22 protein-coding genes are annotated in these 25,489 nt (G+C 63.5%); 7 read left to right on the plus strand and 15 right to left on the minus strand.

Annotated features, from left to right (window positions below):
• Positions 1 to 23: 23 nt before the first annotated feature.
• Genes C0V82_RS00335 through C0V82_RS00350 form a run of 4 tightly spaced genes read right to left on the minus strand, consistent with a single transcriptional unit; the run spans position 24 to position 2,080 of the window.
• On the minus strand, positions 24 to 506 hold the full coding sequence (locus tag C0V82_RS00335) for a periplasmic heavy metal sensor (RefSeq protein WP_102110635.1): 483 nt from the start codon (positions 504 to 506) through the stop codon (positions 24 to 26).
• Positions 503 to 964, minus strand: a complete 462-nt coding sequence (locus tag C0V82_RS00340; protein WP_102110636.1) for a hypothetical protein — start codon at positions 962 to 964, stop codon at positions 503 to 505. The genes C0V82_RS00335 and C0V82_RS00340 overlap by 4 nt, the downstream gene beginning before the upstream one ends.
• Before the next feature lie 40 nt (positions 965 to 1,004).
• Complete coding sequence (locus C0V82_RS00345; protein WP_245924111.1) at positions 1,005 to 1,655, minus strand: RNA polymerase sigma factor; 651 nt, start codon at positions 1,653 to 1,655, stop codon at positions 1,005 to 1,007.
• A gap of 14 nt (positions 1,656 to 1,669) precedes the next feature.
• Positions 1,670 to 2,080 (minus strand): EF-hand domain-containing protein, encoded by a 411-nt coding sequence (locus C0V82_RS00350; RefSeq protein WP_158659624.1) that lies wholly within the window; start codon positions 2,078 to 2,080, stop codon positions 1,670 to 1,672.
• A gap of 273 nt (positions 2,081 to 2,353) precedes the next feature.
• On the opposite strand from C0V82_RS00350, the gene C0V82_RS00355 reads away from it, so the two are divergent.
• The 3 genes from C0V82_RS00355 to C0V82_RS00365 all read left to right on the plus strand — a co-directional run bounded on the left by C0V82_RS00355 (position 2,354) and on the right by C0V82_RS00365 (position 4,930).
• Positions 2,354 to 3,175 (plus strand): hypothetical protein, encoded by an 822-nt coding sequence (locus C0V82_RS00355; RefSeq protein ID WP_158659625.1) that lies wholly within the window; start codon positions 2,354 to 2,356, stop codon positions 3,173 to 3,175.
• Between the two features lie 95 nt (positions 3,176 to 3,270).
• Positions 3,271 to 4,011: a metallophosphoesterase family protein gene (locus tag C0V82_RS00360; RefSeq protein WP_102110639.1), complete on the plus strand. Its 741-nt coding sequence runs from the start codon at positions 3,271 to 3,273 to the stop codon at positions 4,009 to 4,011.
• A 67-nt stretch (positions 4,012 to 4,078) separates the two neighbouring features.
• On the plus strand, positions 4,079 to 4,930 hold the full coding sequence (locus C0V82_RS00365) for a class I SAM-dependent methyltransferase (protein WP_158659626.1): 852 nt from the start codon (positions 4,079 to 4,081) through the stop codon (positions 4,928 to 4,930).
• Between the two features lies 1 nt (position 4,931).
• Here the strand turns inward: C0V82_RS00365 and C0V82_RS00370 are convergent, their stop codons facing one another.
• Positions 4,932 to 7,448: a cation:proton antiporter gene (locus C0V82_RS00370; protein WP_102110641.1), complete on the minus strand. Its 2,517-nt coding sequence runs from the start codon at positions 7,446 to 7,448 to the stop codon at positions 4,932 to 4,934.
• Positions 7,449 to 7,701: 253 nt separating this feature from the next.
• Here C0V82_RS00370 and C0V82_RS00375 point away from each other — a divergent pair, with 253 nt between their 5' ends.
• Positions 7,702 to 9,948, plus strand: coding sequence for a GGDEF/EAL domain-containing response regulator (locus C0V82_RS00375; RefSeq protein ID WP_102110642.1), 2,247 nt, complete (start codon positions 7,702 to 7,704; stop codon positions 9,946 to 9,948).
• Between the two features lies 1 nt (position 9,949).
• Here the strand turns inward: C0V82_RS00375 and C0V82_RS00380 are convergent, their stop codons facing one another.
• The 7 genes from C0V82_RS00380 to C0V82_RS00410 form a co-directional block, all read right to left on the minus strand.
• Positions 9,950 to 11,578, minus strand: coding sequence for a GGDEF domain-containing protein (locus C0V82_RS00380; protein WP_102110643.1), 1,629 nt, complete (start codon positions 11,576 to 11,578; stop codon positions 9,950 to 9,952).
• A 60-nt stretch (positions 11,579 to 11,638) separates the two neighbouring features.
• Positions 11,639 to 12,151, minus strand: coding sequence for a hypothetical protein (locus tag C0V82_RS00385; RefSeq protein WP_102110644.1), 513 nt, complete (start codon positions 12,149 to 12,151; stop codon positions 11,639 to 11,641).
• Positions 12,148 to 14,220, minus strand: coding sequence for a protein kinase family protein (locus C0V82_RS00390; protein ID WP_245924112.1), 2,073 nt, complete (start codon positions 14,218 to 14,220; stop codon positions 12,148 to 12,150). Before C0V82_RS00390 ends, C0V82_RS00385 begins: the two co-directional genes overlap by 4 nt.
• A 166-nt stretch (positions 14,221 to 14,386) precedes the next feature.
• Positions 14,387 to 15,718, minus strand: a complete 1,332-nt coding sequence (locus C0V82_RS00395) for a putative bifunctional diguanylate cyclase/phosphodiesterase (RefSeq protein WP_158659627.1) — start codon at positions 15,716 to 15,718, stop codon at positions 14,387 to 14,389.
• 101 nt (positions 15,719 to 15,819) lie between these two features.
• Positions 15,820 to 17,169 carry a putative bifunctional diguanylate cyclase/phosphodiesterase gene (locus C0V82_RS00400; protein ID WP_158659628.1) on the minus strand — a complete coding sequence of 450 codons (1,350 nt, stop codon included), beginning with the start codon at positions 17,167 to 17,169 and terminating at the stop codon, positions 15,820 to 15,822.
• Between the two features lie 262 nt (positions 17,170 to 17,431).
• Positions 17,432 to 17,872, minus strand: a complete 441-nt coding sequence (locus C0V82_RS00405; RefSeq protein ID WP_102110647.1) for an NfeD family protein — start codon at positions 17,870 to 17,872, stop codon at positions 17,432 to 17,434.
• Between the two features lie 29 nt (positions 17,873 to 17,901).
• Entirely contained in the window at positions 17,902 to 18,972 is a 1,071-nt protein-coding gene (locus tag C0V82_RS00410; protein ID WP_102110648.1) for an SPFH domain-containing protein, read from the minus strand.
• Between the two features lie 193 nt (positions 18,973 to 19,165).
• Here C0V82_RS00410 and C0V82_RS00415 point away from each other — a divergent pair, with 193 nt between their 5' ends.
• Together C0V82_RS00415 and C0V82_RS00420 are read left to right on the plus strand one after the other, a co-directional pair.
• Complete coding sequence (locus C0V82_RS00415) at positions 19,166 to 19,651, plus strand: CreA family protein (RefSeq protein WP_102110649.1); 486 nt, start codon at positions 19,166 to 19,168, stop codon at positions 19,649 to 19,651.
• 158 nt (positions 19,652 to 19,809) lie between these two features.
• Entirely contained in the window at positions 19,810 to 21,552 is a 1,743-nt protein-coding gene (locus C0V82_RS00420) for a hypothetical protein (protein WP_102113136.1), read from the plus strand.
• Between the two features lie 9 nt (positions 21,553 to 21,561).
• Here C0V82_RS00420 and C0V82_RS00425 read toward each other — a convergent pair whose 3' ends face one another.
• Together C0V82_RS00425 and C0V82_RS00430 are read right to left on the minus strand one after the other, a co-directional pair.
• On the minus strand, positions 21,562 to 22,683 hold the full coding sequence (locus tag C0V82_RS00425) for an AbrB family transcriptional regulator (RefSeq protein WP_102110650.1): 1,122 nt from the start codon (positions 22,681 to 22,683) through the stop codon (positions 21,562 to 21,564).
• Positions 22,680 to 23,639: a M14 family metallopeptidase gene (locus tag C0V82_RS00430; RefSeq protein ID WP_102110651.1), complete on the minus strand. Its 960-nt coding sequence runs from the start codon at positions 23,637 to 23,639 to the stop codon at positions 22,680 to 22,682. Before C0V82_RS00430 ends, C0V82_RS00425 begins: the two co-directional genes overlap by 4 nt.
• Before the next feature lie 195 nt (positions 23,640 to 23,834).
• On the opposite strand from C0V82_RS00430, the gene C0V82_RS00435 reads away from it, so the two are divergent.
• Positions 23,835 to 24,695, plus strand: coding sequence for an N-formylglutamate amidohydrolase (locus C0V82_RS00435; protein ID WP_102110652.1), 861 nt, complete (start codon positions 23,835 to 23,837; stop codon positions 24,693 to 24,695).
• 5 nt (positions 24,696 to 24,700) lie between these two features.
• Here the strand turns inward: C0V82_RS00435 and C0V82_RS00440 are convergent, their stop codons facing one another.
• On the minus strand, positions 24,701 to 25,474 hold the full coding sequence (locus tag C0V82_RS00440; protein WP_188595105.1) for an NAD kinase: 774 nt from the start codon (positions 25,472 to 25,474) through the stop codon (positions 24,701 to 24,703).
• Positions 25,475 to 25,489: the final 15 nt, after the last annotated feature.

Genomic DNA, 25,489 nt, shown 5'->3' on the forward strand with positions numbered 1-25,489 from the left:
ATCCTCCTGACAGGAGTGGGTAATCAGTTCCCCGGTGGCGGCGGCGGCGGATGGTGCGGCCCATCCTTGTCCGGCTTGCCCTTGCCCCCGCGCTGGGGCGGTGGGGGCAGAGTGCCGGCAGCCTGGGCCGCCGCCATCCGCTCAACAATCGTACGGTGCAGACGTTCCTGCGCCCGGCCTGTGACTTGGCGAAGGTCGGCCAGGGCTGCCTCAGCGGCGGCGGCATCGAAGGGGCGCTGGCGCAGCGTTTCGGTCACGGCGCGGCGGGCGGCGCGAAACGCCTCCATCTGCGCCTTCACTTCCTCATCCTTCGGGCGCATGGCCTGATCAATTTCCGGGCGCAGCGGCTCCGGCACCAGTCCCATCAGCCGTTCCACGCTGCTGGGCGGGCCACCACCAGCGCTCCCGCCGCGCAGCCAATGTCCGGCAAAGATGCCCAGCACGGCCAGATTGCCGGCGGCAGACAGTACCAGCAGGACGGACAGGATCAGGGTCGAGCGTTTCATTCCACATTCTCCGCATCGGCGGCATCAAGGTAGGGGGTATCTCCCAGCATGGAGACCAGATCCTCCCCCACCACCTGTTCGCCCGCCGTCGCCGTGGGCAGGGTCACCAGCTGACCGTAACCCAGCACAAAGCCAATCACGCCCGCCGCCGTCACTGTCGCCATGCCGGCGGTCCAGCGTCGCCAGCCGGCCAGAAGCAGGTGTGCCAGCGATGGAGCCGCGACGGTACGCGGATGATCCAGCGGGATATCCAGGATGGTCCGGCGCAGATCGGGGCTGGCGCCCGTCACAGGCAGATCGGCCAGCGCCGCCTCCAGAACCTGTTCTGCGGCCAGCAGGTCGCGCAGGTCCGCGTCCGCCGTCAGCGCCCGGTCGGCGGCAAGGCGCAGTGTGGCGGGCCAGCGTGACGGGTCGGCCCCGTACCGGTCCAGAAGATCAAGGAATTCGCGTTTCGTCATGGCAGCCACCTTTGGCCGGTCCGTTCACAAGAGATATTCATCATGTGCCCCATCCTGCCAGCTTTTCCCGCAACGCGCGGCGCGCGCGGACCAGCAGGCTTTCCAGGGCCTTGACGCTGACATCCAGCGCCTTGGCGGCCTCCGCATTCGACAGGCCGCCATCATATGTCAGCGTCACGGCGGCCCGCAGCCGGTCTGGCAGATCGGCGACGGCGGCGGCTACAGCCTGTCTTGTGCGCTGGTCCGACAGGGACCGTTCCTGGTCCATGCCGGGATCAACGGGATCGCCCGCCGCCTCCAGCGGTGCCATGGGGGTCCGGCGCGTCTGGTCCAGGCACAGGTTTGTCGTGATCCGGTAGAACCAGGTGCCGAACCGCGCCGCCGTCGGATCGAACCGGTCCGCATGGCGCCAAAGCCGCAGGAACGCCTCCTGTGCCACATCCTCGGCATCGGCCTGATTGTTCAGGATACGGCGGGCGATGGTGACCGTGCGGTCCAGATGGCGGTCGACCAGCAGACCATAGGCCCGCCGGTCGCCCGCCGCGACCTTTGTCACCAACGCCTCGTCCGGTTCGCCCGCATCATCCAAAATAACGTCCTGCCTGCCGCGCGCCAATGCGCCGGTCCCATCGGGGGGCGGCGCATCCGTCCCCACCACTCTACGTCTCGACAGGCTGGCCGTCATCGTCATAGCGGGACTTGCCGTTACTTGCCGTCGCGCTTATGGCCGCGATGGTCGTCATCACGCGCCGGCTTGAAGGCCGCGAATTCGGCAGCGGTCACGGTGCCGTCCTTGTCGGTGTCCATCTTATCGAACATTGCCAGTTCATGGTCCTGGCGGGCCTTTTCACGGGCAGCTTCGACTGCGGCGGGGAAGTCAGCCCGCTTTACCTTGCCGTCGCCATCCTTATCCAGCGCCTTGAAACGGTCAGCCTTGATGGCAGCGCGCTCGGTATCGTCCAGCTTGCCATCCTTGTTGGTGTCATACTTGGCCAGCATCTCTGCCCGGCCCGGTCCACGGGGGCCGTCGGCGGGGCCCATCTGCTGGGCAAAGGCGGTCAGCGGGGTGGCCAGCAGGGCCGAAACGGCCAGGGCGGCAAAGGTGCGGTGGGTCATGGTCATATCCTGAAACTCCGTTTGGGAATGGGGCCGCCGCGATTTCCTGCGGCGGGGAACAGGGGCGTTTCAGGCGCCATATCGCCCTTGTTCAATCCTGATACGAACGGTGCCGGGGAACCCTGCATTCTGACTTTTAGGAAAAAGATGTATTGCTAACGGATTAGTGATAATAACCGTATGTTAATGCTGTTGGTGGCGCGGGTCAGGGCAAGGATCTGCTCACCTTCAATTGGGGCAACCAAGGCGATGGCGCCGGCACAGGAGAGCAAGTTGAGGGGGGTCGTCTACGGGCGCAGCCTTGATTTCAGGCCGCAGCCGCCCGACCCGGATGTGCTGGGTTCGCCACTTAAACTGACCGATGTCGAGATTGTCAGGTTGCCGCAGAAGGGCTGGCGCGATCATCTGCGCCTGTTTCTGCAATCATCCGGCCTGACCTCTGTTCCCACCGTCGTCCGCTTGCGCTGGCAGGCGCATGAGGTGATCGACTGGCTGCAATCCTCGCTTCTGTCCAAAGGCCGGGGTAAGCGGGCCTCTGTCTCTCATCCGTTGCAGATGATGTCCGCCATCGAGTTCCTGATGGCGATGCCCGGTGAGTTGGAGGCGGAGCGGCGGATCATGCATACGCTGATCGGTCGCGCCCTGCTGGAATATCGCAAGCGGGTCAGCGCCAACCGCGAACGGCCCCTGAGCTTCACCAAGGAAGCGACCACGCATTTCTTCGCGGGCTTCAAAGAACAGCAGATGCTGGCCAAGACCAGCACGCCGGGGGAGCAGTTCGCGACTGTCCAGCGTATCTACAACAGCTACTATTTCTTCCGCGCCTACTACATTTTCGCCATCCTGGCCCGCGAGCCGGGGGATAGTGGCAGCAAGCTGTTTTCTAAATTCATGCGTGCCTGCTTCTTCATGTCCACCATTCAGGATGACGGGACCATCGCGCCGAAACCCTCCTATCGACAATTGCCGCCCAAGGAACATGTTGTGTTCCTGGCCAAGCGTGATGTGGCCCTGCAATCCCGTTTGCGGGAGGATGAGGCGCTGCGCAGTGAGTTGCAGAACATGTTGCGTTTCTTCCGGCCCCTGCGCGGCTGAAGCGGCTCTCTTGTCCTCCTGACAAAGGTGTGCTTTGCGGCCTCCGACATCGCTGTCACCATGCCGCCCTGACAATAGGGAGGAGAAAAGACAGCATGCGTATCGCCGTCATTTCCGATGTTCACGGCAATCTGGGCGCTCTGACTGCCGTCCTGGCCGATATTGACCGGCAGGGCGTGGATCAGGTGGTGGATCTGGGCGACAAGCTGTCAGGCCCCCTGTACCCCGCCGAAACCGCCGACCTGATGAGGAGCCGCGACATCCTGCATATCGCCGGCAATCATGAACGCCAGTTGCTGGAACTGCCTGTTGCAAAGATGGGCATGTCGGATCGGCTGGCGCATGAGGCGCTGACGCCGGCGCACCGGGACTGGCTGACCAGCCTACCGGCACAGCGGGAGATGGCGGGCGGCGAGGTCTGGCTCTGCCATGGCACGCCCGCTTCAGACCTGATCTATTTCCTTGAGGAATTGGGCGACTGGGGCAGTCGCCCCGCCGCTGTCGCCCTGGTTGCCGAGCGGGCCGGGGACATCCAGGCGCCGGTTATCCTGTGCGGCCATTCCCATGTTCAACGCGGGGTGCGCCTGCCCGACGGGCGGCTGGTGGTCAATCCCGGTTCGGTGGGCTTGCAGGCCTACCTAGATGATTTCCGGTTCCCCCACCGCAATGAGATGGGCAGCCCGCACGCCCGTTATTGCCTGTTGGACCGGGCGCGCGGTACCTGGGCGGTGACCATGGTGGAGGTTGCTTATGACTGGGATGCCGCTGCCGATCTGGCGGCTTCCCGTGGTGCCGACGGCTGGGCCTTGTCCCTGCGCACGGGCCGGGCGGGGTGATGACTTCCGGCGCGGCGGGGGATCGGATAGGCTGTCCGCCCACTCGACAGCAAGGATACGCCGCCGCATGAACCCGCATGTGCCCGACAGCGACGGCAGTTATCTCTATTACGACAGCGACTACCCCTGGCCGGAGGATCTGGCGGCGGACCCGTCGCTGCACGCCTCTGCCCTGCGGCAGGGCATTTTGCATGACGTGCCGCATTATCTTGGTCTGGCCAACGAACTGGCCGCCCTGCTGGGCCGGGCGCCCAAACTGCTGGAACTGGCCTGCGGCACCGGCCGGCTGTCGATACCGCTGGCGCGGGAAGGTTTCTCGGTTGCAGGGCTGGACGCATCCCCCACAATGCTGGCGGGGCTTGCCCGCCGGCTGGAGCGCGAAGGACCGGAGGTCACGGCGCGGGTGACGGCTGCGCAGGGGGACCTGCTGCAACTAGACATGCCGGTGAAGGACCATGACTTGGTCATCATGGGCTTCAATATCCTGATGCTGCTAGCCGATTTTGAGGCACAGATCATCGCTCTGGAAAAGGTGCGCGATCACTTGGCACCGGGTGGCATTCTGGCGCTGGATGTGGTGAACCCGCTGGTCATGCCGCTGGGCGCCACCCAGGCGCCGGAGGTCAGCTACAGCCGGGTGAACCGACGCACCGGCAATCTCTATACGAAGTTCGCTCTGGTCGGCACCCTGGATGAACGGGAGGTGCAGCGCAATTACGGCTGGTATGATGAGGTGGTGCCCGGCGGCGCCGTCCGCCGCACCCATTACCATTTCGACTGGCGGCCCCTGTTCCGGTTCGAACTGGAACTGATGTTGCGCCTTACCGGGTTCAACCCGATCCGCGTGGATGGTGATTTCCAGGGGACGCCGTTCGATGTCGGCGCCGCCAAGATCGTGGTGGTAGCGCGGCGGGTGTGATTTACGCTGACAGCCGCTTTTCAATCGCCTGATCGATATGGGTCTTCATGTCCGGGTCGCTGCTGTAAAGGCGGTTGAATTCCCGCTTGTCCAGCAGGAGAAGCTGACAGTAGGCGATGGCCGTGACATCGGCATTGCGCGGCTGGTCCAGAACCAGGGCGATCTCCCCAAAGAAATCGCCGCTGCCCAGACGGATCGGTGTATCCAGCCCTGGCACATGCACCGCCACGGCCCCCGATGACACGAAATAGACCGTGTCGCCGCGTTCTCCCTTGCGGACGATGGTCTCCCCCGGAAAATAAAGCCGGGGGCGCAACAACCGTTCGATCCGCAGCAACCGGTCCGGTGGCAGGCCGGTGAACAGCGGCACGCGGCTGATCAACTCATGCGTGGCCAGCCCCAGGTCAAGCTTGGGCGGGCTGCTGACCTCCTGCCAGCGTTCCCGCAGGTCACGCTCCAGATCGTTCAGGATTTCCCGGCTGATCAGCGCTTCCTCGAACAGCGACTGGGTAGAGCGTTCCTCCATGCGCAGGCCGGCGCGGATCAGGTATTGAGCCTGTACTGCATCCAGATAGGCCGGATATTGCAGACGGATGGCGTCCAACGCCTCTTCCACCACCTTCACACGACCGGTCAGGCGGGCGCGGACCCCTTCTGCGGCTTGTTTGCCCAGCATAGGAACAAGCCGGTCGTTGGCAAACTGGTTCAGTTCCTGAAGGCAGAACCGCAGGGCCGTGAGCATGGCATAACGCTCAGTCAGCCGCGCCGACACAGGCCGTTCCCACCCGAACCGACGATGCAGCCACAAGGCAGTGCGCAGTGCTCGTCCGGCCTTCAGCTGTTTGCCTGCCGCCTTTTCATAGGCTGTGGCACCACCGGTTTTCAGGGCGTCCTGAAGGCGTCCGGCGGCGGCGGCCAAGGTTTGTACCGACAGGCGGGAGATCACACCGTCGCGGAAGTAGGAGAGGTAGCGCTGTTCCTCATACCGGGCCAGGGTGGATAGGCCGATAAACACCCGGTCATCCAGCGATAGCGGGCCATATTGGCTTTCCAGATCCAACTGCTCTTGCGCCAATTCGGCACCGCGTTCCAGCAGCGGATCCACCGCGTGCGCGACGTCCAGGCCGAACTGTTCGGCCACCTCTTCCAGATCGCGCCGTACATTGGAGAGTGACAGGCCGACTGCCCGGTTGCGCAGCGCCAGTTCCACGGGAGACAGACGATCCAACCGCAGCAGGCGGATCAAAGGGCGCAGCGTCGTGCCCTGGACAAACAGGGTGAACAGCACGAAACCCGTCACCACAACGGCCACATGTTCCTGAATATAGTCGGGTAGCGACTGATGCTCCGTCACCGCCAGTGCAAGGGCCAGCGATACCGCACCGCGCAGCCCACCCCAGGTCATGACAATGCGGTAGCGGTTGCTGATATGATCCGATGCACCGATCCAGTGCAGGGCCGGTAGGATGCCAAAAATCACCAGGGCGCGTGCCACCAGGGCGGCCACGATCAGGGCAACCAGCAGGGCGATATGGCTCCATTTCGCCTCCATCATGGTGGGGGGCACCAGCATGGAGGCGAACAGGAAGATGAGGGAATTGGCCCAGAAGCCTAACTGGCTCCATACCTGTTCCAGGCCGGACCAGCTTTCGGGGCTGATACGGGTGCGCCCGGCAGACGCCATGACGAGGCCGGCCACGACCACGGCCACGACGCCCGATACATGCAGATAATGTTCGCCCAGGATGAAGGAGAGATAGGCTAAAGCCACCGTCAGCGTGATCTCCGACAGGGTCTGGTTGCGCAGTGGAGTGACCACCAGCGCCGTCAGCCAGCCCAGCAGCCAGCCGACGGCCACCCCGCCCACGAACTTGAACACGAAGTCGGATGCGGCGGCGACCAGATCGGGCTCCCCGCCCTGGGTCAGGATGCCCAGCAGCAGGGTGAACAGCACGATGGCGGCGGCGTCGTTGAACAGGCTTTCACCCTCGACCAGGATGGTCAGGCGGCGCGGCGCACCCAGGTCGCGGAAGATACTGACCACGGCGGCGGGGTCAGTAGTGGCGATGATGCTGGCCAGCAGGAGGCACACGATAAGCGCCTTTTGCGTCGGCATACCGTGCCACACGCCCCAGACCCACCACATGGCCAGGCCGGCGACCAACGTACAGACCAGGACGGCCACGATGGCCAGCAGCAGGATTGGCCCCAGATCATCCAGCATACGCCGGACATCCACGCCCAGCGCTGTTTCAAACAGAAGGATCGGTAGGAAAATATACAGGAAGGCGGCGGAGGTCAGTTCCACCTCGCCAACGGCATTGATGAAGGCCGTGACGGGGCCGGTCACCCCCTGTTCCACCCCGCCGCCCAAATGCAGCAGCAGCCCGATGCCCACCCCCAGGGCGGCCAGCACCACCGTGTAGGGCAGGCCCAGGCGCTTGGCCAGCGGCGGCAGCAGGCTGACCAGCCCCAGCAGGCCGGCAACAGCCAAAAGCGTGTTGATCAAAGTTTCCATGGATACGGCACACGCGGCAGGGCGGGCAGGAATGGGCGGCAGAATGGCACGGATGGAACGCCTTCCGCTAGCGTTCGGACCCGGCGTTGGCGGAAGGTCGCCCCTGCGCCATGCTTGCCGCTGCATGATGGTTAGCGTAAGTTAATTGCATTGATTCAATGATCTTGATGAAAAGAAGGCAGCCACTCCGGGGCGGAATCAGGCGGCCAAAGAGGACAGGGACGGTCGTCAGGCCGATCGGGGGGCGAGCGTAATGGCGGATGACCTGCTGGACTTTGCGGCGGAACCGGCACCGGTGCCGGTAACCCCGTCGCTGCCGCCATGGCTGGTCCTGATCGTGGATGACGATCCGTCGGTTCATTCCGTCACGCGCCTTGCCCTGCGTGACATGGCCCATGCAGGCCGCAAGCTGCTGTTTCTTTCGGCCTATTCGGCGGCGGACGCGCGCCAGATGCTGGCGGTCTATCCCGATATCGCCCTTATCCTGCTGGATGTGGTGATGGAGGCGGAGGATTCGGGCCTGCGTTTGGTCCGGACCGTGCGGGAGGAGATGGGAAACCACGATGTCCGCATCATTCTGCGCACAGGCCAGCCGGGACAGGCGCCGGAGCGTGAGGTGGTGGAGCGGTATGACATTAATGATTACCGTGCCAAGGATGAACTAACAGCGCGCCGTCTTTGGACCTCTGTCTATACGGCCCTGCGCGCCTATGAGCAGATCCGTGAACTGGATGATCACCGGGCCGGCCTGACCCATGTGCTGGATGCCACGGCCCGGCTTTTTGGTGAACATGATCCCGAACGGCTGGCCCATGCCGCTGTAGAAGCGCTTGCCGCTGTGGCGGGGCAGGGGGCGGGTGTGCTTCTGGTCCGCTGCGACCGGCTGCCTGACGGCACGGCGGGAGAACCGCGTCTGCTGGCCGGAATTGGAGAGGGGGGGCTGGCCATGACGCCGGGCTTCCTTTCGCATCTGGTGCCGGCCGAGATCGGTCAGCAGGTGGCAGAGGCCCTCGCCTCTGGCGCACCGGAGCGGGGGAGCGGCTGGTTCGCGCTGTCCAGCGCCCTGTCCGGTGAGGCCGCCATCGTGCTGCACCTGTCGCGTCTGCCGCCGGGCCGGTATCCCGATGTGGGGACCTTGTCGCTGTTTGCACGCACCGTCGCCGTCAGCCTGGAAAATTCCCGGCTGGTGGCGCAACTGTCCCAGGATCGCACCCATGACCGTGCCACCGGCCTTTTAAACCGCCTTGGCTTCATCCAGGCTATCGAGGGGCGGTTGGCGCAAATGCAGGCGGGCAAGGCCGATGCCGTGGCCGTCGGCATTATCGACCTGCGCCATTTCCGCGATATCAACCAGGAACTGGGCGTGGCGGCCGGTGACCGGCTGCTGGTCAAGACGGCTAACCGCATTACGGCTGCCGCCGGCCCTGGCGCCATCTGTGGACGGACGGGGGCGGATCAGTTTGCCCTGCTGCTGCCGGGTGCGCCCATCCTGTCTGCCGCCCGCGACATGGTGCAGGCCGTGGTGACGGCGGTCAGCGAACCGGCGATCCTGGCGGGCCGGGAGGTGCATCCCATGTCCTCCCCCGGGCTTGCCTGGTGCAATTGCGGCGGGCGGCATGGGGAAGAATTGCTGGCCCGTGCGGAGGAGAGCATGCAGGCCTCCAAACGTGCCTATGGCCGCCTGCAGGAGGTGGTGATCGGTGCCGACCGGGAGGAAGGCGGGCGCTTGGGCCTGACCATGGAATTGGGTACTGCCCTGAAGCAGGGGCAGTTCGAGCTTTATTACCAGCCCATCGTCGATGCCGCGACGCGGGAGGTGGTGGCCTTTGAGGCGCTGGTGCGCTGGAACCACCCGTCACGCGGGATCGTCATTCCTGCCGCTTTCATCCCGACGGCGGAGGAGACAGGCCTGATCGTGCCCATCGGCACCTGGGTGATGCGGGAGGCCGCGGTCCAGACGGCCGAATGGACCCGGCGCGCGGGCCGTCCCGTCTGGGTCTCCGTCAATATCTCCGCCGCCCAATTGTCGGAGCCTGGGTTCCTGGACAATGTGCGCAAGGTCATCGCTGACAGCGGCGTAGACCCGACCCTGCTGAAGCTGGAGGTTACCGAAAGCACCATCATTGGCGATCCGGCGCATGCGGCGGAAATCCTGACGGGCCTGCGTGACCTGGGCATCCGGCTCTGCATGGATGATTTCGGTACCGGCTATTCCAACCTGTCCTACCTGCAGACCTTGCCGTTCGACTTCCTGAAGGTGGACCGCGCCTTCGTGTCCAGCATGATTGACCGGTTCGAAAGCCGCACCATCCTGCGCACCATGCTGGCCCTGGCACAGCAGTTGGCGCTGGAGGTTGTGGCCGAAGGGGTGGAGACGGACGAACAGGCGGACGAGCTGTCACGCCTGGGCTGCGGCTTCTTGCAGGGCTATCTCTATGGCCGGCCCATGCCCGCATTGGATGCGGGCCATTTCATAGGGGTGGCGCCGGTGGGGGTGTGAGTTAGCCCATGACCACGCGGTTTCGGCCTTCCATCTTGGCGGTGTAGAGGGCGCGGTCAGCACGGTTGAGCAGTTGATCCAGCCCTTCGCCCTCGGTCAGCATGGCGACGCCGACGCTGACGGTTAGCAGGCAGGGGTCCACCACGTCCGTTCCCATCCCCTCAACCGAGGCGCGCAGCCGTTCTGCGGCGGCCAAGGCACCCGCGATCCCCGTATCGCCCAGCAGGACGGCAAACTCCTCCCCACCGATACGGCCCATCACATCCTGGTCGCGCAGCGCCTGCCGACAGGCGCTGCGGAAGGCGATCAGGCTGGCATCGCCGGCGGCATGGCCGAACCGGTCATTGATCGATTTGAAATGGTCGATATCCAGCATCAGCAGCGACAAGGGGGTGCCGGTCAGCCGGGAACGCGCCAGTTCGGCCTGCGCCTTGTCCAGAAAGGCGCGGCGATTGGGCAGGCCGGTCAGGGCATCCACGGTGGCCAGTTCCCGAAAATGCGCCTCCAGCCGCGTCCGTTCCGCCACCTCCGCCTGCAGGCGCTGGTTCAGCTTCCTGAAACGCGCGGTGACAAGACTGACGGCCAGGGTGATACAGGCCAGCGCGGCAAAGGCCGCATAAAACCAGGTCAGGTCGGGTTGATGATCGGGGATATAAAGAAAGCCGCGCAGATCGACATCGCCGGGCACCAGCCCTGCCGCCGCGAAACCCTGCGCGATATGCCGCCAGCGCCCCTCATGCATATAGCCGACCTCCACCATGTCGGCCATCATCAGACGCGCCATCTCATCCGCCTCGAACAGCAGGCGCTGCCGTTCCAGGCCGGGTGCATAGGTGCGCAGGATCAGGTCGATGGCGGCATCCGGGTTTGACAGGGCTTCCCGCCAGCCGCGCAGGCTGGCCCGGCGGAAGGCCTCCACCACGGCGGGGTTCTCCCGCACCATGCGTTCGGAGGTGAAGATGGTGTCGCCATAGAAATCGATGCCCGCTGCGCGCGGGGAAAATACCTGATAGGGGATACCGGCCACGCGCAGATCATAGGGTTCGCTGGTCGTGTAGGCTGTGATGGCATCGACCTCCCCCTTGATCAGCGCCTCCACAGACCCGCTATGCGGCAGTACCGTCAGCTTGTCCTTTGGAACGCGTTCGACCGCCAAATAGGCCAGCAGTTCCTCCGCATGGGTTTCCAGCATCAGCCGGTGACCGGGCAGGGCATGGACATGCGGTGGACCTATATCGGTACGGGTCAGCAGGACAAAGGGCGAATGCTGTAACAGGACGGCCATGGCCACCACAGGCCGGCCCTTCACCCGTTCCACCAGCAAGCCGGCGCTGCCCACGCCGAAATCGGCCTCGCCATTGGTGACGCGCTGGGCCGCGTCCATTGTCGGGCCCCCTTCCAGGATGCGGACATCCAGGCCGGCCTCCCGGTAATATCCCTTCTCCAGCGCGATATAGAATCCCGCCCCCTGGAACTGGTGTGTCCATTTGAGCTGTAGTCTTACGGGTGTCAGCAGGCCTTCGCCTGCCGCCTGGGCGAGAACCGGCGATACCCAGAACAGGGTGCAGAGCAGCAGGGCCAGAATTCGGCCCGCGACCGTCAGAAGGAAGGCATGCTTGGGTATGGGCATTGCCGCGATCTTATGGGGCTTACTTGGGCCAGATTACACCAATTCAGGTACCGGGCATGGTCAATCTCGCGGGTCGTCGATCAGGCCCGCCGGTTCCGGCTTGTCATCACCCTTGCCCATGATCTCCGTTCCCCAATCGGCAATCAGCAGGCTGCGCCGTTCCTCCAGTTCCTTGATCTTCGCCTGGCTGCGCAGACTCATGATCGCGGCGACGATCTGGGGGATGAAGAAGTACATCAGCCAGCCGATGGCCGCCGCGCCGAACATGATCAGCCAGGTGCCAGGATCGGCCAGCATCCGCAGCGTGACGGCCATTTCATGCCCGCGCTGCCACAGCCGGACGACGAAGGGCGCAATGCCGCACAGGTTCATGGCACCGACCGTCATAGCCGCCGATTTCTCCGGATCACGGTCGATCAGGTAGGCGACGAAGGTGGGCGCCAGCCCCGCCAGAACCAGCACACTGGTCGGCATCATCATCAGGCCCGCGGGGGCCAGCAACAGCAACAGCAACAGTGCGCCGCCGCCGCCGCTGCGCCGCTTGGGCGGGCGTTTGCCAAGAGACGTGCTCATGCCAGCCTCAGCATGTACAGGACCGTGCCGATCATGGTCATGCCGGCAACGATGGCGGTGACCACGGCGGCGATCTGTCTCCCAGTGCCATCTGCCAGGGCCGCCTTGTCATTGGCTGTGGATTTCAGTTTTTCGATCTGTCGTGTCAGACCTTCATACTGCCGCATCGCGGCCAGGAAGCCCTTGTCGTCGGCGCGGATGGCATCGACATTATCGACGATGCGGACAATGGCATCCAGAACCCCGTCGCGCGCGACGTTGGTCACTTCCGCCTTCATGCGGTCGCGCGTCTCCCGGTTCTTGAAGCGCTTGAAGACCGGATCCATCAGCGAGACCAGCCAGCCGCATAGGTTGGGCAGACGGGCAGGACCGAACCGGTTCTGCACATCGGCCAGCACCGTGATCATGGCGATCATACGCCGCGCCGGATCATGCGGGTTCGACAAAGGCACCAGCAGCCGGTCATTCAACTTCTTGTGATGCGTGGTGATATAGCCCAGCACATGCCGGTCCACCGGGTCGCGCCCCCGGTTCGGCTTCAGGGCGATCTGGTCCAGGGCGGACAGCAGCTCCGCCGGGCTCAACACATAATGGTCGCGCAGCTGCGGCGACAGGCAGGGGCAGGAGGGGCATAGCTCATAGACGATGCGTTCGATCCCGAACCCCATACCGACATGTTCCAACAGGGCGCGGTAGCCATCATAGGCCTGGACCATGGGCACATATTCAGGCCGGAAGTCGGCCTGGCAGTTCACCCAGAAATGAGGGAACTGTGCCAGCACGAATTCGGCGAAAGGCTGTACACCGCCATTCTGCCAGATGGCCTCCGCCAGCGCCGTGCCCAGACCGTCGGGCAGGACCGAGATGCCGCGATAGCGGATGGGCGATGGCGGGTCCAGTGCGATGGAGACGCGCGTGACCAGCTTATCCTCCTGGCTGGCGCCGCGTCCGCCAGCCCCGGCAGAGGCGATGGCGGTCTGCATGGCCTCGGCCCGCGCCTCATCCCCCACCGACCTGCGCACCCATTTCTCCACATCGCCGCGTTCGATCAGGGCGGCGGCGGCGGCACTGTGCCGGGTCAGCGACCGGGCCAGCGCCCGGCAATGCATCAGGTCCTCGCCCTGGAACTCAAAAGGCCGAGCACCACGGCGCGGCACCTGCGGCTGCTTGGGCGACATGCGCCGGCCTTGCAGCCAGAGGTCCAGGTCGGAGACGGACCAGCGCTGCTTGGGATCATCGATCATCAGGCCGCGCAGCGGCTCCACCAGGCTTTGCGGCAGGCGTACCTGGCTGGTCAGGGCCGGATAGGTGCCCTTGTCCATCTTCAGCTTCAGGATGCTTTCATCATCCAGATCGGCCAGCGGGTTGCGGCCCAGATAGAGCACCAGCAGCGTGACGCCCAGCGCGTAGAGATCATCGGCAACGGTGCCGGGGCCGCGCCCCGCCGGCTGCGCCATCCCGCGTTCAATGGTCTCCACCAGCAACGGTTGGCCATAGCCAACGGGTGTCGACAGGCAGTCGCCGATGGTGACGGTGGGGGAGGCGGGGTCCTTCTGGAACAGGTTGGTGGGCCTGATGGCACCACAGGTCATGCCGCGCGCATTCATTTCCCGCAGCGCGAACAGCAGCGTCGGCATCAGCGAACGGCTGATCGTGTCGTCAGATATGGGTTCGCGCGTCTCGCCCATATCCTGCATGACCCGGCGCCCACCGGGTCGTTCATAGATCAGGACGAAACGCTTCTTGCCCTCCGGCGTCCAATCCACCGTGCCCCAGTCCATCAGGCGCAATACCGCCGGATTTTCAATGGCGCGGTAGGTGGCCATCATGTCGATGCGGGCCGGCACGGACCGGTCGGTGACGATGGCAAAGACTTCCGTCTTGCGGTCCCGGCTCATCCGCGCCGCAAAGGCGGGGCCGCCCGCCGAATCGAGTGCCGGCAGGGCTGTGCCAGGCATGATCTCGCACCGTCCGCCCAGATCGACGGGCGACGATGGGACCATCATCTCCGCCCCACGGCGGGGCGGCGGCGGGGCGGGCTTCTCGTCAAGGTCGGCGCTGCTGGCCATGATCGAAAGGGGCGCTCCGGTCGGATGATCGTAATGGCGGGTAAATGGTTCCGCGCGATCATCGCAAACCATGTGCGAATGCACAATGGCACGCGGTTGCATGCAGCCGAAAGAAACAGGCACCTGAACTTTGGCCTAATACGTCTATCCGGGGCCGATCCAACCATCAATGCTTGTGGCGGAGGTCCAGGACCTGCTGTGCTGTCAGGGGGCGGTAGTAGAAGTATCCCTGGCCGTAATCGCATCCTGCATCGGCCAGCGCCACCAGTTGCACCAGATGCTCAACGCCCTCTACCACGGTCCGCATTCCCAGTTTGCCAGCCAGGTCGACAATGAACTGAACGACGGCTAGCTGCCGTTCATTCTCCACAACATTATCGACGAAACTCTTGTCGATCTTCAGGGTCGTGGCGGGGCAATTGACCAGCAACGATAGGGCAGAATGGTCACGACCGAAATCATCAATAGCGATGCCGAAACCTTCTGAGGCAATAGCTTTGACCTGGGCCATCACCGCTTCGTTGCTCAACAGTCCCTCTGTGATTTCCAGCTCCAGCTTATCCCGGTCAAGGCCCAGGCGCCGGCATTCCTCAGTCAGAATTTCCAGGACGGAAGGGGCGCAATTATCTGGCTGAAGCTGAAGCGGGGAGACGTTGATGGACAAATGGATGCTCCGCCCCTGTTGCCGCCATAGGTGCTTCTGGCGCAGCGCTTCCCGCATCAGCCATTCGCCGATTGGAACGATGGTCTGGTTGCGTTCGGCCAGTGGTATGAATTCCGCCGGTGATACAGAACCGAATTCAGGGTGGCGCCAGCGCAGCAGCGCTTCCACCCCAAATACCTCTCCTGCCCGTATGTCGATCTTCGGCTGGTACACAAGCGACATACCGGACCCGCCACGTGCAAACCAGAGGCCGTCTTCCAACGCCCGCTGCCGCGCCAGTTTGCGGCGAAGATCATCAGCATACCAGCCGATCTGCCGGCTGCTGCGCTGTGCCTCTCGCCGGGCGGAGCGGGCCGCCATGACCAGCATGTCCATATTGTCGGCAGCGTCGATGAAGCTGGCCACACCACAGGACAAGGACAGGTGGCATGTGGTGTTGCCCACCCGCAATGGCGCCTCCAACAGGCGGATGATGCCCTCCACCTCCGCGTTGGCATCAGGCAGCAGGGCCGCGAACCGTTCACTGTCGAACCGGGCCAGCAGCGCATTCTGACCGAAGGCTAATGTCATCCGGTCACGGATCGTCGCCAGCAGGATCAAGGCAGCATCATAGCCCAGGCGTGAAATCAACCCGTCATAATCGTTCAATTCCATATAGATCAAGATGGCGTTACCGCCGCCGGCTGACAGGGTCTTTAGCAGGCGATTACCTTCTGTCACGAACCCATGCTTGTTCAGCATTCCGGTCAGCGGATCGTGCAGCAGCGCCGGCGCCTGATAGGCGCAGGGGCAGCTCGCCAGCATTTCCGGCATCATATCAAGACCTTGGATCATTTCTGAACCCCGTCGGTTCGGCATGATCAAGATTACTATAACTTTATGGTTAAGCCATTTGTCCAGATGGTCAGGTTTCCAAGGTTCCGCCGGAGCGACATTTATGCTGCCTGGCGCAGATCCAGAATCCGGCCCGCGCACATGGGACGGTAATAGAAATAGCCCTGGCCATAGTCACAGCCGGCCCCGGCGACCGCCACCAACTGGCGGATATGCTCAATCCCTTCCACCACCGTGCGCATGCCCAGATCATGGGCCAGTTCGGTGATGAAACGGATGATCGTCGCCTGACGCGGGTTGCGCAGGACATTGTCCACGAAGCTCTTGTCGATCTTCAACGTATTAGCCGGGCTTTCCACCAGCAGGGACAGGGCCGAATGGTCCCGCCCGAAATCGTCAATACCAATGGAAAAGCCCGCATCGGCCAACCGGCGTACTTGTACCATGGCACGCTCGTCTGTCAGCATGCCTTCGGTGATCTCCAGTTCCACCTTCCGGCGGTCCAGGTCCAGACGCGCACATTCATCGACCAGGATTTCCAGAACAGAGGCGTGGCTGGGTTCCACCAGCAACTGTACCGGCGAGATATTGATGGCCATGGAAAGGTCCATGCCATCCCGCCGCCAATCCGCCTGCTGGCGCAGCGATTCCCGGATCAGCCATTCGCCCAGCGGATTGATGGTGCGGGTCCGTTCGGCTACCGGTATGAACTCGGCTGGTGAGATGGCACCCAACTCCGGATGGGACCAGCGCATCAGCGCCTCCACCCCCGTCACGCGGCCAGAATGGATTTCGACCTTGGGCTGATAAAGCAGCGAGATGCCGGCGCCGGCCCGGCTGGCCCACAACCCATCCTCAATGGCGCGGCTTCGTGCCAGACGCTTGCGCAGGTCGCTGGCGAAGACGCTGACCGACCTGCCCGCATTGGCAGCGTCCCGCCGCGCAATGCGAGCGGCCACTACCAGCATATGCATATCGTCGGCGGCTTCGGGATAGGAAGCGACGCCGCAAGTGATGGACAGATGATAGGCATGGCCGCTAATGACCACCGGTGTTTCCAGCGTCCGGTTCAGGGCCTCCAGACTGTCCCCCGCATCAGGCAACAGGGCCACGAAACGCTCACTGTCCAGACGTGCCAGCAGGACATCGTCACCAAAGGCCAGTTCCAGGCGCCGCCGCATGGCGTTTAGCAGTTCCAGCGCCTCCTCATATTCCATGCGGGAGACGATACCTTCGTAATTGTTCAATTCGATGAAGACGACATGCGGATGTTCTCCGGCCAGCACCATCATGGGTAGCAGGCGGTTTCCCTCGCGGATGAAGCCGTGTTTGTTCAGCAATCCCGTCAACGGGTCGCGCAGGGCGACAGGGGCCTGCGGCGCCATGGCCGAGACGGTGTCGTCGCCTGCACGGAGGTAATGTACCCGTTGCATCTGAACCCTGCCCATCATCTTGCAATCCATTGCAACATCATGGGGCAAGATGATTATTTTGTCAGATGTGCAGAGGGATAGTTGATCATATCAATTAATGAATTCTTCGTTAATCATTAACCATAAAATATTCAGTGAATATCCAATTGCCAACGGGATGAATACATACCTTTGGTGGGGGTGCTGGAAACCTGAGAAATCTTCCGGTGCAATATCTTACGGGCATTCGGGTGTCATCCTGCGCCCAAGAGAAACAGAATGACACCCAAGCCGTGTTTCCTTATGTGCCTTCTACCCGCAAGATGGCACCATCAACGCCCGTGACCCGCACGCGGCTGCCCTGTGGCATATCGGTGGCGCCTGCGACGCGCCAGATGCCGTCGGCGACCCGGGCCCGGCCATAGCCGTTCACGATCGCTTCCTCCAGCGTCAGGACCTGTCCCAGATATTGCTCCCCTCGGCGGTTCAGGGTGCCCGACTGTGTATCGTCAGGGTCTCGCCGCGCCAACAGGCGTGACAGGAACCAAGCGAGCATCGCCAGCACGCCAAACAGCACCAGTTCTGCAACCAGCCCGATATCGAAGACCAGCGCGACCACGCCAACAACGCCCGCGGCCCCGCCGATCCACAGCAATGCTGCCCCCGGAATGAACATTTCCAGTGCCGCCAGGACCAGCGCCAGGCACCACCAGTACCAGTAGAGAACGCGAAACCCTTCCATCGCTTCCTCCTTCAATCCGGTCAGATTTTTCAGGTGCCGCTACTGTCGCCCCAGGGCGACGGCTGCTGCTGCGCGGCTTTGATGGCGGCAACCTGTTCGGCGTTGGTTCCGTCGGTGGCGGGCAGGGCCGCCGCCGCGGGCTTGCGGGGCGGTTTGGATGCCGGTGGGATTGTGGGGCCGTTGCCGCCATCGCCCTTGAACGCATCCTTCGCCAGTTCGGCCAGACCGCCCAGCGAACTGATGATGCCGGTCGCCTCCATGGGCATGAAAAAGACCTTCTGGTTCGGGCTGTGTGCGAATTCCTTGAAGGTGGTCAGGTATTGTTGGGCCACAAAGTAATTGATGGCCTGGACATTGCCGCCCGCAATCGCGTCGGACACCATGCGGGTCGCGGCGGCCTCCGCCTCGGCCTCACGCTCACGCGCTTCGGCATCGCGGAAGGCGGCCTCACGGCGGCCCTCGGCCTCCAGGATGGCGGCCTGCTTCTGACCCTCTGCCTTCAGGATGGCGGATTGGCGCGCCCCTTCGGCTTCCAAGATCAGGGCGCGGCGGTCGCGTTCCGCCTTCATCTGACGGGCCATGCTGTCCACCAGATCACGCGGCGGCTGGATGTCGCGGATTTCGATGCGGGTGACCTTGATGCCCCAGGGCTGCGTCGCCTCGTCCACCACATGCAGCAACTGGGCATTGATGCGGTCGCGCTGGGACAGCAACTCATCCAGATCCATGGAGCCCATGACGGTGCGGATATTGGTCATGGTCAGGTTCAAGATGGCAATCTCAAGCTGGCTCACCTCATAGGCGGCCTTGGCGGCATCCAGTACCTGATAGAAGACGACGCCGTCGACCTTCACCATGGCATTATCCTTGGTGATGACCTCCTGGCTGGGTACGTCCAGCACGATCTCCATCATGTTCATCTTTGCGCCGATGCTGTCGACGAAGGGCACAATGAAATGCAGGCCGGGGCGCAGGGTGTGCGTGTAACGCCCGAACCGTTCGATCGTGTATTCTTTACCTTGCGGGACTGTCTTGATGCCGGCAAAGGCCAGCAGGACGCCGAACAGGGCCACCACGCCCGCGAAAATCGCCAGTTCCATATTCTGGTTTCCCCCTTGAACCCATGTCCCCAACATCGCATGTGGGATGGGGTAAAGGCGAGCGCAAGTGATCGGATACAACCATTAACCGATTTTGCGGAAGGGCCGTTTCCAGCCCGCCCTTGCCCCAGTCATCCAGCCGGCATAGCCTCCCGGCCATCGGTCTCTTTTTCGGATTATCAGGAGCCTTGCCATGCGTCGCTTCCTTGCTGCTCTGCTGTTTCCCCTGGTGCTGGCCCTGCCTGCTGCGGCGCAGGAGGTCGTGGGGGAGTTCAGCAATGACTGGACCGGGAACGAGCTGGACATCACCGCCTTCCCCGATCCGGAAGTGAAGGGCATCACCTGTCACATCGTGGATTTCGACCGGTCCGTCTGGGACCGGCTGTCCAAGGGCAACTGGTTCGAGGATCCGTCCAACGCCTCCCTGGCCTGCCGGCAGACGGGTGCCATCAGCATCGGCGATATTGATCTGTCCAAGCGGGGTGAGGAGGTGTTCTCCGAACGCAAAAGCCTGGTTTTCAAGTCGATTGCGGTCCGCCGCATCTATGACAAGGCCAATGACACCCTGATCTATGTCGTTTACAGCCGGCAGGTGAAGGACGCGTCGGCCAAGATGTCGATCAGCACGGTCCCCCTGTTTGCCGCCAATCCGACCTGGGAGAAAGGCAAGCCCAAGTGATCACACTGCCCGCGTCTCCCCGTGCTCCACGGCTTTCTTTTGGCAAAACCCTACAAATGGGTTAATACAAGGTTTATCTGAAGCACCGTTCGGTGGTATGTATCGCCTGTCCCAAAGGGACGATGCATACTCCAAAATGGGGACCGAGGGTCATGTGGATGACGAGCCTTGTCGGGGGCGGCAAGGGTTCTGCCATTGGGCGCCGTTTGAATTTCGAGGTGCAGACCTTCAAGGCCGATCACTGGGTCATTGAAGAGAGTCTGGCGACCGAGGAAGAAGCGCGGGCGCTGGCTACCAAGCTGTTGCCGAACCGCGACGGCGTGCGCATCATCCGCGACTTCGCGGGTGTTCCGGGGAAACCCGCAACGGAAACCATCATCTTCTCCGAAATGCGGGAAGCCAAGGGCAAGACCATTACGGTCCAGCCCGTGGATGACAGCCCCGTTTGCACCGAAAGCAAGGATTATCTGGAGGCGGAAAGCCGCCAAACCATCTCCAAGCTGCTGCGGCAATATCTGGAAGACAAGGCGCTGACCGCATCCGAGCTGCTGTACAACGCGGCGGAGATGAAGCGCGCCATCAATTTCGAAAATCTGGTGCCTACCGCCGTGGGCCGTGTCGCCACCATTCAGGGCAAGGTGACGGGCCAGGATGTGCGCGAACGCCGCGATATCATCTATTCCAGCCTGACCGATCTGCGCGGCAAGGCCGAGGAAGCGCAGAAGCGCGCCAGTTTCAGTGTAAAGCAGGACGGGTTCCGGGGTGCCCTGGACAAGGTTGAGACCCTGTGTAATGGCGATGTGGCCGAGGCCGATTATCTGTCCAAGGTCATCCTCTGCCGCGATCTGGTGCAGATCCGTAATCTGCTGGGCAAGGTGGAATGGCTGCTGGAAAGCGCCGGCGACGCCGCCCAGAACAAGGCCGCCCATATCCATATCATCGACACGCTGGTGGCCGATGCCAGTAGCTTCCAGTCGGTCATTCAGGACCTGCTGGGCCGGCAGCCGGACCTGGGCACGGCCTTGGGCCGCATGCTGGATATGGTGGAAGGCAAGTTTGAGCCGACCGAACGCGAAATGGCGCCGCCCATCGCCAAGGTGTTGAGCCAGTGGCTGGGCATGGGTCATGCGCCGCAGACCTGGCAGGTCGTGCTGGAAGCGTTCCTGCGTAGTCTGCGCGGCACGGCCCCTCTGTCGCGCGACCCAGAACGCAACCGTACCAGCTTCACCAATCTGGTGGCGCGCGTGATGACCCCGACGGGTCTGTTCGGTGGCTCGCGGATGGCGGACGCCATCACCAATGGCTATCTGCGCTTCATCGAACAGGGCGGCGGTGAAGGCCGGCGCATGTCGATCGAAGGTGTGATGGGGCTGATGCCTGCCTGGCGCGACCGAACCCTGTATCTGGCTGAACTGGCCGGCGGGGATGTTGGACAGCGGGAGATGGATACGGTGGTGGCGCGCCTGCGCAACTGTCTGTCCGTCGAGCGCGACGTGAACGGCATGGTCGGGTTGCAGGTGCCACTGAAGCCCAAGATGCAGGCCATGGCCTCGCTCTACACCGCTATCAATAATGCCAAACTGCCTGACGACGTGCGGCCTGCGATGGCCGACCGCATCGATGAGATGGTTGCCAGCTATATCTTGCAGGCCAAGGTGATCGAGCGGCTGGACGACCCGTCCGCCTCGCTGCGTATCCGCGCAACCAGATTGATGCAGTTCGCCGCCAACGACGTTCTGTCCAGTCCCAAGGCCCGTCGGATGGTGCGTGACCAGATTGTCGGCCTTTTGCGACAGCCCAATTTCGATGGCAAGTTCGTCGAGGGGCTGGCTACCCCGCAGGAACAGGCCAACGCGCTGCGGCAGTTCTACGGCCTGCTGCGTCAGGCGCAGTTCATGTGATTTGTTCCCTCAAACGCCGGTCGCCCGCCGCTCCTGCCACCGTCGCCACAGGTGATAGGCGGCGGGGGCGAACAGGATGATCAGGACGATGCGGATGATGTGGTGTGTGGCGACAAAGGCCGCGTCCACATGCAGGGCCAGGGCCACCAAACTCATCTCCGCCAGGCCGCCGGGCGCATAGGCCAGGATCAGGCCCGCCAGATTCAGCCCCGTCAGCAGATGGACCAGCAGCGACAGGGCCAGCGTCACCAGCAGCAGCACCAGCGTCAGCCCCGCCGCGATGCCGGCAGTGCGGGCGATACGCATCAGGGGCACCCGCTGAAACCGCCCGCCGATGGACGCCCCGATTACCACCTGCGCGGCGGCGACCAGCAGGCCCGGCGGCTTCACGGCGGTCAGGCCGGCCAGATGCAACCCCGCTGACAGCAGCATGGGACCTACCAGGATCCCGGCGGGGATGCCCAGCTTCTGCGCCACCGGCGCGCCGATGAAGCACGCCGCAATGATGGCGTAATCGGTCAGGCTCAGTTCCCAGGGCCAGGGACCCAGCCCATGCAGGCTCCAGTCCCGGCCCGCCGGGTCATAGCCTGGCAGGGCCTGGAAAGCGAAGGGCACCGTCATCACGACCAACATGATCCGCAGGCTGTGCCCCAGCGCGATGGACCTGTCATCCCCGCCGGATGCGCCGCCCATCAGCACCATTTCCGTGAACCCGCCCGGCATGGCCGTGAAATAGGCGGTGGGCGGGTCATACCGGGCGAAGCGCCGCAGGTAGAAGGTACCGGCGGCGGCACCGATGATGATGTAAACAGCCATGAAGATCAGGCTGACCGACCATTCGCCCAGATGGCCCAGCAGGCTCGGGGTGAAGGAGGCACCCAGCATGATGCCCAGCACGATCACCAACCCATCGCGCAGCCGTGGCGGCACCATGGTCCGCACACCGCCCAAGGCGGCGATGGTGGTGGCCAGCATGGCCCCGATCATGAAGGCCAACGGCACGTGCAGCTTGAAACAGATCGCCCCGCCAGTGGTGCCCAGCACCATGGCGGTGGCAAAGGCGGGCCAGTCGAAGCGGCGGGCGCGCCGGGGTGGCGCTGAGGCCGGTTCCGTCTCGTGGGGTTCACTCATATCGCGAATCGGCCTAGCCTAACGGCGGTCTGCCCGCGTTCGGGGTGGCGCGACGGCATGATCATCACGCATTCATCATAGGGGGTGAGCAGCACCTTCTCGCCATCCGTGGCGAAGGGGGTGCCGGCCGCGGGGATGACATCCATGCCCTGATATTCCTTACGGAACCGGAAACGATCACTGCCTACCGTAACGGTTTCCGTCACCTCCACAAGCCGGGCGGGCGCCGGCTCGACGGATGGCAGCCATGGGGACAGCGCAGATGCCGGCACAATCCCTGAAAGCTGCAGGAAGCGCGCTGCCGTCTGTGTCGCCACCACAGCGCTGTCCGGGTCCCAATGCTGCCCGCATTCGGCCAGCAGGGCGATAGGTCCCTGATCGCCCTGCGTGAAGCGCGGATGATCGATCAGGCGGCTGCCCCCGGCATGGCCACGGTCGGCCACCACGATGCCGGGCATCCCCAGCCGCCGCGCCAGATCTCGCCCGCGCGCGGAAGGGCCGCACAGCATCAGGGGAATGCGGTCGGCCTGCATCGAATGCAGGTCCAGCAGCAGGTCCGCCCGGGCGAACAGCGGCCACAATTCCCGCGCCCGTCGCCGCTCCAGGCTGGGCCACCCCTCGGCCAGGGACGCGGGGGACCAGACGCGGTTCATATCCTCTTCCACATAACGCGACATGATCGGGAACTGTGGATCAAATTGTGCAAAGGCTTCCACATTGGCAAAGGTGATGGAAAGCGATCCGTTTGTGGGGCGGATGCCCGCTTCCAGCAGCCTTATGCCCGCAATGGCGCCTGAATATTCATTGCCATGCATCAAGGCGTTGATCAGGACATGTGGACCGGGCCGTCCGCTGTCGAAATGATGGGCAAAGGGAATGTCTGAATTGCCTACCTGCCAGGGTATGATATCCGGCGGCTGAAGATCATCGGGTGACAAGGGATCGATACGCGCCATGGCCCCTCCCCATCGGGTGGTCCGTCACGCCATCTCCTGTAGTTGGCGTTCCGCCCCCAAAGGCAGGCATGTCTTCTGTGCTATCGACGCCGGCCCCGACCCCAAGGTATAGGTTCCAAGTCAATTCGATGAAAGGGCGGTTTCATTTCCGCAGGCCCTTCATTGCTGATTTTCCGCAGCCGGAGACGGGGCCGAATGAGTTTGGTGATCGATGATGTGGTCGTCCGGCATGATCCGGTCGGGCCCGCGGTCCCGCTGCTGTTCGACAGCCCGCATAGTGGTACCCGCTATCCGGCGGATTTCGATTTCACCTGCCCGTTCCCCCTGCTGCGCCAGGCGGAAGATACGCATGTGGATGAGCTGTTCTCTATGGTGCCCGACATGGGGGCCACCTTCATCTGTGCTCTGTTCCCCCGCTCCTACATCGATGTGAACCGGGCGCCCGACGATATCGATCCCGCCATGCTGGATGGCGAATGGCCGGAACCCGTGAACCCGTCGCCCAAAAGCGTGGCGGGGATGGGGCTGGTCCGTCATCTCTGTCGGCCCGGCGTGCCCATGTATGACGGACGCCTGCCGGTCGGTGCGGTTCAGGACCGGATTGAGAATTACTGGCGCCCCTATCACGAACTTCTGTCGGAAAGTCTGGACGCGCTGCATGGACGGTTCGGCGCCGTCTATCACATCAATTGCCATTCCATGCCGTCCTTCGTGATCGGTCCGGACCGGCAATCGCCCGATTTCGTGATCGGCGACCGCGACGGCACCACGTCGGAGGCGGGTTTCACCCGGCTGATCGTGGGCACCCTGCGCGGCATGGGCTACAATGTCCGCCTGAACGATCCCTATAAGGGCGTGGAACTGGTCCGCCGCTATTCCTGCCCGCCGCGTGGCCGCAACTCCTTGCAGCTGGAAATCGACCGCCGGCTTTACATGGATGAAGAGACGCTGGAACCCCATGCCGGGTTCCAGGAACTGCGCGCCAATCTGGCGACGCTGGTCCGCGTCATGCGCGATTATGCGCTGGACCGAACGGGGCGCATGGCGGCGGAGTAGGGGGGCTACGGCGTGAACTGCTCCTTCAGGATGCGTTCCTCAAGCGCCATTTCCGGGTCGAACAGCAGGGTGCAGGCGACCTTGCGGTCCTCGCTGATCTCTACCCGCGCCACATCGCGCACTTCAGTGAAATCGGCCACGGCGCTGACGGGGCGCTTGGACGGTTCCAGCACGTCGAACTGAATGCGGGCCGTATGCGGCAGCAGGGCCCCGCGCCAGCGGCGGGGGCGAAAGGCGCTGATCGGCGTCAGGGCCAGGATATCGGCGCCCAGCGGCAGAATCGGGCCATGGGCCGAGAGGTTGTAGGCGGTGCTGCCGGCGGGTGTGGAGACCAGCGCCCCGTCGCAGGTCAGTTCCGGCATCCGTTCCCGCCCGTCCACCGTGACGCGCAGCTTGGCCGCCTGCCGCGTCTCACGCAGGAGGGAAACCTCGTTGAAAGCCAGACCCTCGATCTCTGCGCCTTCCCGCGTCATCGCCTTCATGCGCAGTGGATGCAGCACCACGCGCTGCGCCCGCATCAGACGGCGGGTCAGCCCATCCTCGCTGTAATCATTCAGCAGGAAACCGACGGAGCCGCGGTTCATGCCATAGACAGGCACGCCCCGGAACAGATAGCGGTGCAGGGTTTCCAGCAGGAAGCCGTCACCCCCCAGCGCCACGATGATCCCCGCCTCTTCCGGCGGAACACCGGCGTAGCGGACGGCAAGCCTGTCCCTGGCGGCGCGCGCATCCGGCGTATCGGCGGCGACGAAGGCAAGCGGCACGGGGGTCTGTGACAAGGCGTTGTTCCCGGT

The sequence above is a fragment of the Niveispirillum cyanobacteriorum genome, assembly GCF_002868735.1.
Taxonomy (GTDB): Bacteria; Pseudomonadota; Alphaproteobacteria; order Azospirillales; family Azospirillaceae; genus Niveispirillum; species Niveispirillum cyanobacteriorum.

Bases quoted from the DNA above. Each gene is read 5' to 3' on its own strand.
- C0V82_RS00395 (WP_158659627.1), bottom strand. From the start codon at position 15,718: ATGATCCAAGGTCTTGATATGATGCCGGAAATGCTGGCGAGCTGCCCC.
- C0V82_RS00365 (WP_158659626.1), top strand. From the start codon at position 4,079: ATGAACCCGCATGTGCCCGACAGCGACGGCAGTTATCTCTATTACGAC.
- C0V82_RS00385 (WP_102110644.1), bottom strand. From the start codon at position 12,151: ATGAGCACGTCTCTTGGCAAACGCCCGCCCAAGCGGCGCAGCGGCGGC.
- C0V82_RS00380 (WP_102110643.1), bottom strand. From the start codon at position 11,578: ATGCCCATACCCAAGCATGCCTTCCTTCTGACGGTCGCGGGCCGAATT.
- C0V82_RS00360 (WP_102110639.1), top strand. From the start codon at position 3,271: ATGCGTATCGCCGTCATTTCCGATGTTCACGGCAATCTGGGCGCTCTG.
- C0V82_RS00420 (WP_102113136.1), top strand. From the start codon at position 19,810: ATGACGAGCCTTGTCGGGGGCGGCAAGGGTTCTGCCATTGGGCGCCGT.
- C0V82_RS00375 (WP_102110642.1), top strand. From the start codon at position 7,702: ATGGCGGATGACCTGCTGGACTTTGCGGCGGAACCGGCACCGGTGCCG.
- C0V82_RS00425 (WP_102110650.1), bottom strand. From the start codon at position 22,683: ATGAGTGAACCCCACGAGACGGAACCGGCCTCAGCGCCACCCCGGCGC.
- C0V82_RS00415 (WP_102110649.1), top strand. From the start codon at position 19,166: ATGCGTCGCTTCCTTGCTGCTCTGCTGTTTCCCCTGGTGCTGGCCCTG.
- C0V82_RS00430 (WP_102110651.1), bottom strand. From the start codon at position 23,639: ATGGCGCGTATCGATCCCTTGTCACCCGATGATCTTCAGCCGCCGGAT.
- C0V82_RS00370 (WP_102110641.1), bottom strand. From the start codon at position 7,448: ATGGAAACTTTGATCAACACGCTTTTGGCTGTTGCCGGCCTGCTGGGG.
- C0V82_RS00340 (WP_102110636.1), bottom strand. From the start codon at position 964: ATGACGAAACGCGAATTCCTTGATCTTCTGGACCGGTACGGGGCCGAC.
- C0V82_RS00435 (WP_102110652.1), top strand. From the start codon at position 23,835: ATGAGTTTGGTGATCGATGATGTGGTCGTCCGGCATGATCCGGTCGGG.
- C0V82_RS00335 (WP_102110635.1), bottom strand. From the start codon at position 506: ATGAAACGCTCGACCCTGATCCTGTCCGTCCTGCTGGTACTGTCTGCC.
- C0V82_RS00405 (WP_102110647.1), bottom strand. From the start codon at position 17,872: ATGGAAGGGTTTCGCGTTCTCTACTGGTACTGGTGGTGCCTGGCGCTG.
- C0V82_RS00345 (WP_245924111.1), bottom strand. From the start codon at position 1,655: ATGACGATGACGGCCAGCCTGTCGAGACGTAGAGTGGTGGGGACGGAT.
- C0V82_RS00390 (WP_245924112.1), bottom strand. From the start codon at position 14,220: ATGGCCAGCAGCGCCGACCTTGACGAGAAGCCCGCCCCGCCGCCGCCC.
- C0V82_RS00410 (WP_102110648.1), bottom strand. From the start codon at position 18,972: ATGGAACTGGCGATTTTCGCGGGCGTGGTGGCCCTGTTCGGCGTCCTG.
- C0V82_RS00400 (WP_158659628.1), bottom strand. From the start codon at position 17,169: ATGATGGGCAGGGTTCAGATGCAACGGGTACATTACCTCCGTGCAGGC.
- C0V82_RS00350 (WP_158659624.1), bottom strand. From the start codon at position 2,080: ATGACCCACCGCACCTTTGCCGCCCTGGCCGTTTCGGCCCTGCTGGCC.